Source organism: Segeticoccus rhizosphaerae, assembly GCF_009192725.1.
Taxonomy (GTDB): Bacteria; Actinomycetota; Actinomycetes; order Actinomycetales; family Dermatophilaceae; genus Segeticoccus; species Segeticoccus rhizosphaerae.
Genome location: NZ_VOHR01000212.1, coordinates 1 through 6,711 on the forward strand (window position 1 = coordinate 1; position 6,711 = coordinate 6,711).

Genomic DNA, 6,711 nt, shown 5'->3' on the forward strand with positions numbered 1-6,711 from the left:
GCCGCTTCCGCCGCGGACAGCACGTGGCCGGCCTGCCCGCGCCCGGTGTCTACGCCCGGCACAACGCGGTGGACACCCCGGCGCTGCTGCCGGACGGCACGCCCAGCGAGCTGTCCGTCTCGCGGGTGCTCGTCGCGCGTGACCAGATCACCCGGCCGGACGACTACGACTCCGCCGAGCGAGCTATCGAGCGCGACATCGAGGAGGGTTCCCGGGAATGAGCCTCGTCAACTACATCTACCTGTCCGCGATCCTGTTCGCGATCGGTTCGGCGGTGGTGCTGGTGCGCCGCAACGCGATCGTGGTGTTCATGGGCGTCGAGCTCATGCTCAACGCGACCAACCTCGCGTTCGTGACGTTCGCCCGGATGAACGGCCAGCTCGACGGCCAGGCGATCGCCTTGTTCGTGATGGTCGTGGCCGCGGCGGAGGTCGTGGTCGGCCTCGCCATCATCATGTCCATCTACCGTGCCCGTCGCTCGGCCTCGGTCGACGATGCCAACCTGCTGAAGCTGTAAGGAGCGAGCGGCGTGCATACCCTCATCACACTCGCGTCCAGCGAGCCCGCGGCGACGTCCGCGGCCACTGGCGTGACGTCATACGCATGGCTGCTGCTGGCCTTCCCGCTGTTCGGCGCCGCCCTGCTCCTGTTCGGCGGCCGGGTGCTGGACAAGGCCGGCCCGATGATCGCCGTGCTGCTGTCGTGGGCAGCCTGTGTCGTCGGCGTCCTCATCGCGATCTCGATGATGGGCGCGGACCCCTCCGACCGGTCCCACACGCTCCACCTGTTCTCGTGGGTTCCGGCCGGCACCTTCGACGTCAACGCCAGCCTGCTGCTCGACCCGCTGTCGATCACCTTCGTGCTGCTGGTTACCTTCGTCGGGTCCCTCATCCACGTCTACTCGCTGGGCTACATGGAGGGCGACTCCGACAAGCGCCGGTTCTTCGCCTACCTCAACCTCTTCGTCGCGGCGATGCTCACCGTGGTCCTCTCCGACAACTACCTGATGCTGTATGCCGGGTGGGAAGGCGTGGGTCTCGCGTCCTACCTGCTGATCGGATTCTGGTACCACAAGCCGGCTTACGCCAGCGCGGGCAACAAGGCGTTCTTCGCCAACCGGGTCGGTGACGTCGGCATGTCCATCGCGATCATGCTGATGTTCGTCGAGTTCGGCCGCACCGACTTCGCGGGCGTCAACGCCGCGGCCTCGCAGGCGAGCGAGGGCATCCTGACCGCGATCGGGCTGATGCTGCTGCTCGGTGCGTGCGCCAAGTCGGCCCAGTTCCCCCTGCAGAGCTGGCTCGGTGACGCCATGGCGGGCCCTACCCCCGTCTCCGCGCTGATCCACGCGGCGACGATGGTGACCGCCGGCGTCTACCTCGTGGTGCGCAGCCACGTGCTGTTCGACCTCGCGCCCACGGCGCAGCTCGTCGTGGTCATCGTCGGTGCGGTCACCCTGCTCTACGGAGCGGTCGTCGGCTGCGCCAAGGACGACCTCAAGAAGGCCCTCGCCGCCTCGACCATGAGCCAGATCGGCTACATGATGCTGGCCGCGGGCCTCGGCCCGATCGGCTACGCCTTCGCGATCTTCCACCTGCTCACGCACGGCTTCTTCAAGGCCGGGATGTTCCTCGGCGCCGGCTCGGTCATGCACGCCATGGACGACCAGGTCAACATGCGTCGGTTCGGCGGGCTCGCGACGCTGATGAAGATCACCTGGGTGACGTTCGGGCTGGGCTGGCTGGCGATCATGGGCGTGCCGCCCTTCGCCGGGTTCTGGTCCAAGGACAAGATCATCGAGGCGGCCTTCGTCGGGGAGGGCTGGCGGCCCTGGGTCTTCGGCCTGGCCGCGCTCATCGGCGCCGGCATCACCGCGTTCTACATGTCCCGGCTGTTCTTCATGACCTTCCACGGGAAGCGTCGTTGGACCGACGACCAGCACCCACACGAGGCGCCGCTGTCCATGACGGTGCCGATGATCATCCTCGCCGTCGGCTCCGCCGGTCTGGGCCTGATCCTCGGACCGACCGGCATCATCACCAGCTGGCTCGAGCCGGTCGTCGGGTCGGCGGAGGGCGGGCACGAGCCGGTGCTCTCCGTGCCGGTCCTGACGGTGCTCACCCTGCTGTTGGTCGCAGCCGGCATCGCCTTGGCCTGGTGGCGCTACCTGCGCGAGAGCGTCCCCGTGGTCGCGCCCGTCGGGTCGCTCGCAACGCGCGCCGCGCGCCGTGACCTCTTCCAGGACGACATCAACGAGGGCCTCTTCATGCGCCCCGGGATCCACCTGACCCGGTCCCTGGTGTTCGCCGACAACAAGGGCATCGACGGCGGGGTCGGTGGTCTGGCCGCCTTCGTCGGCGGGCTGTCCGCCCGCGCGCGGCGGGTCCAGAACGGCTTTGTCCGCTCCTATGCCCTGACGATGCTGGGTGGCGTCGTCGTGATCCTCGGTGCCCTGTGGGTGGTGCAGTGATGTCAAGCTTTCCCTGGTTGACCGTCCTCGGCGCGGTGCCGCTCGTCGGCTCCGCCGTCGTGGCGCTGCTGCCCAAGGGCCTCGCAGGCAGGGCGCGCGAGATCGCGTTGGGCTTCGCGCTGGTCACCCTCGGGGTGGCGATCGCGGCGGCGACCCAGTTCCAGACCTCGGGGGGCTCGGGACAGTTCCAGCTCGTCGAGAAGCACTCCTGGATCCCGGAGTTCGGCGTCAGCTATGCGCTCGGCGTCGACGGGATCGCGCTCGTGCTGATCCTGATGAGCGTGGTCCTCGTCCCCGTGTGCCTGTTGGCCGCCTGGAACGACGTGCCCGAGACGGGTCGGCGGCAGCAGGGCTACTTCGCGCTGATGCTGGTGTTGGAGATGTTCATCATCGGGGTGTTCTCCTCGACCGACGTCTTCCTCTTCTACGTGTTCTTCGAGGCCATGCTCGTCCCCGTCTACTTCCTGATCGGGTCGTTCGGCGGTGAACAGCGCCACTACGCAGCGGTGAAGTTCCTGCTCTACTCGCTGGTCGGTGGCCTGGTCATGCTCGTGGCCGTCATCGCGCTCTACCTCTACGGACCCGGCGGCTCCGAGGGCTTCCTCATCGAGCGGCTCACCGGCCTGCAGATCGACCCGACCGCCGAACGGCTGATGTTCCTCGGGTTCTTCTTCGCGTTCGCGGTCAAGGCCCCGATGTGGCCGGTGCACACCTGGCTGCCGGACGCCGCGACGGAGGCCAAGCCTGCGACGGCCGTGCTGCTGGTGGGCATCCTGGACAAGGTCGGCACCTTCGGGATGATCCGGTTCTGCCTGCAGCTGTTCCCCGACGCCAGTCGCTGGGCCACACCGGTGATCATCGTGCTGGCCGTGATCTCGGTCATCTACGGTGCACTGCTGGCGATCGGCCAGACCGACATGATGCGCCTGATCGCCTACACCTCGGTCAGCCACTTCGGGTTCATGGTGCTTGGCATCTTCGCGATGACGACCGTCGGTGGCTACGGTTCGACGCTCTACATGGTCAACCACGGCTTCACCACCGCAGCCCTGTTCATCATCGCCGGCATGCTCGTGCAGCGGCGCGGGTCGAAGTTCATCCCCGACTACACCGGCTGGCAGCGGATCACACCGGTCATCGCCGGAGTCTTCCTGCTCGCCGGCATGTCCACGCTGGCGCTGCCCGGGCTGAACTCGTTCGTCTCCGAGTTCCTCGTGCTGGTGGGCACGTTCGAGCGTTACAAGGCCGCCGCGATCATCGCCACGCTGGGCATCGTCCTGGCCGCCCTCTACATCCTGCTGTGGTACATGCGCACCATGACCGGTCCGAAGCCCGAGCAGTATGCCGGCACGAAGGACATGTCGCACCGCGAACGCTGGGTGGTGGCCCCCTTGGTGATCGTGATGCTCGGCCTCGGGGTCTACCCCAAGCCGGTGCTCGACGTCATCCGGCCCGCCGTGAACACGACGCTGCAACACGTCGGCGTCACCGACCCGCCGCCGTCCATCGGCACGACTGCTGAGGGGAGCACCAAGTGATCGCCTCCATGGCAGGAGCCCTGCCGACGGAATTCGTCATGACGCAGATCAGCTACGCGGCTGTCCTGCCCATGCTCCTCGTGTTCGGTGGGGCGATGATCGGCGTGCTCATCGAGGCCTTCGCACCGCGCCGTTTCCGGCACGAGGCGCAGGTGACGCTCACGCTGCTCACGCTGGTGGCGGCGCTGGTCGCGATCGCGACCAGCGCGCGCGACCACCAGGGCATCACCGCGGCCGGTGCCGTGGTCATCGACGGTCCGGCGCTGATCTTCCAGGGCGTCATCGTCGCGCTGGCGGCGGTCGGCGTGCTCGCGATGGCCGAACGGTTCACCGCCGACGAGGCCGACGCCTTCACGCAGTCCGGCGCGGCCGTCCCCGGCTCGCCACGCGAGGCAGCGGCAGTGCGGCTCGGAGCCACCTCCACCGAGGTCTTCCCGCTCACCCTCTTCGCGGTCGCGGGGATGATGCTCTTCCCGGCCTCCGCCGACCTGCTGGTGATGTTCGTGGCGCTCGAGGTGCTCTCGCTGCCGCTCTACATCCTGTCCGGCCTGGCGCGGCGCCGACGCCTCCTGTCGCAGGAAGCCTCGCTGAAGTACTTCCTGCTCGGGGCGTTCTCCTCGGCCTTCTTCCTGTTCGGCGCGGCCCTGATCTACGGCTACGCCGGCTCGCTCGAGCTGTCCGACATCGCCACGGCGGTCCAGAACCAGTCGGGCATGGACGGGTTGCTCATCCCGGGCGTCCTGCTCGTCGTGGTCGGGCTGCTCTTCAAGGTCGGTGCCGCGCCGTTCCACGCGTGGACCCCCGACGTCTACCAGGGCGCGCCCAGCCCGGTCACCGGCTTCATGGCCGCGGGCACCAAGGTGGCGGCCTTCGGCGCGCTGCTGCGGGTGCTCTACGTCGCCTTCGAGGGCGTGCGCTGGGACTGGATGCCTATCCTGTGGGGCGTGGCGATCCTGACCATGGTGGTCGGCGCGGTGTTGTCGGTGACCCAGACCGACATGAAGCGGCTGCTGGCCTACTCCTCCATCGCCCACGCCGGATTCATCCTGGTCGGGGTGCTGGCGCTCAACCAGAAGGGCGTCTCGAGCACGCTGTTCTACCTGGTCGCCTACGGCTTCATGACGATCGCGGCCTTCGCGATCGTGGCGCTGGTCCGTTCGTCGGGCAACGAGGCCACCCACCTGTCGCAGTGGGCCGGGCTGGGCAAGCGCAGTCCGATCGTCGCCGGCGTGTTCGCGTTCCTGCTGCTGGCCTTCACCGGCATCCCGCTGACCTCCGGCTTCACCGCCAAGTTCGCCGTGTTCGCGGCGGCGGTCGCAGGCGGCGGAACCTGGCTGGTCATCGTCGGCATCATCTGCAGCGGCATCACCGCCTTCGTCTACATCCGCATCATCGTGCTCATGTACTTCTCCGAGCCGGCGGGCGACACGATGGTGATGACACCTACCGTGATGTCGACGCTGTGCATCAGCCTCGGCACCCTCGTGACCCTGTGGCTCGGCATCATCCCGTCCCCGCTGCTGGACCTCGCGTCCCAGTCCACCTTGTTCCTGCGATGACCACACCCCACGAGGACCACCCCACGAAGTCCTCCGTTGCGCTCCGGTACTTCGCGGGGGCCCCGGCCTCCGATACTCACGGCGGCTCCGCATGAGCGGAGCCGCGTCGCCGACCCTGGCCCTGCCGAGCGCTTCGCCCGAGCTGACCGAGCGCCTGCAGCAGGGTCTGGTCCGGGTGGACCAGCGGGTCCGCAGCGTCGTGGACCACGAGGACACCTTCATCGCGGCGGCCTCCGCGCACCTGACGGCTGCGGGCGGCAAGCGGTTCCGCCCGCTGCTGACCCTGCTGACCGCCGAGCTCGGCAAGGACTGCACCGACGAGGTCATCGACGCCGCGACGGCCGTGGAGCTGACCCACCTCGCGTCGCTCTACCACGACGACGTCATGGACGCGGCCACCGTGCGCCGTGCCGTGGCGAGTGTCAACGCCGCCTACGACAACTCGACCGCGATCCTCGTCGGAGACCTGCTCTTCGCGAAGGCGTCCGAGCTGGTGGCGGGACTGGGCGCGGAGGCCGTGCTCATCCAGTCGCAGACGTTCGTGCGGCTGTGCGTCGGACAGATCCGCGACGACCGGCCCGCTCCGGAGGGAGCCGACCCGGTCGACTACTACCTCGGGGTGCTGGAGGACAAGACCGGCGCACTGGTCGCCACCGCCGCCCGCTACGGCGCGATGTTCTCCGGCTGTCCGCCAGAGACGGTCGAGATCTGCCGGCACTACGGCGAGCTGCTGGGCATGGCCTTCCAGCTGGCCGACGACCTGCTCGACATCACGTCCGACTCGGCCGAGTCGGGCAAGACCCCCGGCACCGACCTGCGCGAGGGTGTCGCCACCCTGCCCGTGCTGTATGCGCTGGCCTCCACCGACCCGGCGGACGACCGGCTCAAGGAGCTGCTCGCCTCCGACCTGCGGGACGACGCGCTGCACGCGGAGACGCTGGGCCTGCTGCGCAAGCACGAGGCCGTCGAGCACGCCCGCATGCACACCGACGCAGTGGCCCGACAGGCCCAGCACATCCTGGACCCGCTGGGGGAGAGCCCGGCCCTCGACGCCCTGCGGGCCCTCGCCGTCGGCGTCGCCCGCCGCGCCGGCTGACCCGGACTGTGCTCCCTCCCGGCCGGTTTGCTCCACCCAGGCCGATCC

5 protein-coding genes and 1 pseudogene are annotated in these 6,711 nt (G+C 68.7%); all 6 read left to right on the forward strand.

Annotated elements, in window-relative coordinates:
- Positions 1-221, forward strand: a pseudogene (locus FRW57_RS15105) (NADH-quinone oxidoreductase subunit J); the annotation flags it as partial.
- Positions 218-517 (forward strand): NADH-quinone oxidoreductase subunit NuoK, encoded by a 300-nt coding sequence (gene nuoK / locus FRW57_RS15110; RefSeq protein WP_137120649.1) that lies wholly within the window; start codon positions 218-220, stop codon positions 515-517. The pseudogene FRW57_RS15105 and the gene nuoK, both read left to right, overlap by 4 nt.
- A 12-nt stretch (positions 518-529) precedes the next feature.
- Positions 530-2,470, forward strand: a complete 1,941-nt coding sequence (gene nuoL / locus FRW57_RS15115; protein WP_152186379.1) for an NADH-quinone oxidoreductase subunit L — start codon at positions 530-532, stop codon at positions 2,468-2,470.
- Positions 2,470-4,008: an NADH-quinone oxidoreductase subunit M gene (locus tag FRW57_RS15120; protein ID WP_137120647.1), complete on the forward strand. Its 1,539-nt coding sequence runs from the start codon at positions 2,470-2,472 to the stop codon at positions 4,006-4,008. Before nuoL ends, FRW57_RS15120 begins: the two co-directional genes overlap by 1 nt.
- A gap of 38 nt (positions 4,009-4,046) precedes the next feature.
- A complete protein-coding gene (nuoN, locus tag FRW57_RS15125) occupies positions 4,047-5,567 on the forward strand; it encodes an NADH-quinone oxidoreductase subunit NuoN (protein WP_238999448.1) in 1,521 nt (506 codons plus the stop codon).
- A gap of 91 nt (positions 5,568-5,658) precedes the next feature.
- Complete coding sequence (locus tag FRW57_RS15130; protein ID WP_137120646.1) at positions 5,659-6,663, forward strand: polyprenyl synthetase family protein; 1,005 nt, start codon at positions 5,659-5,661, stop codon at positions 6,661-6,663.
- Positions 6,664-6,711 lie beyond the last annotated feature (48 nt).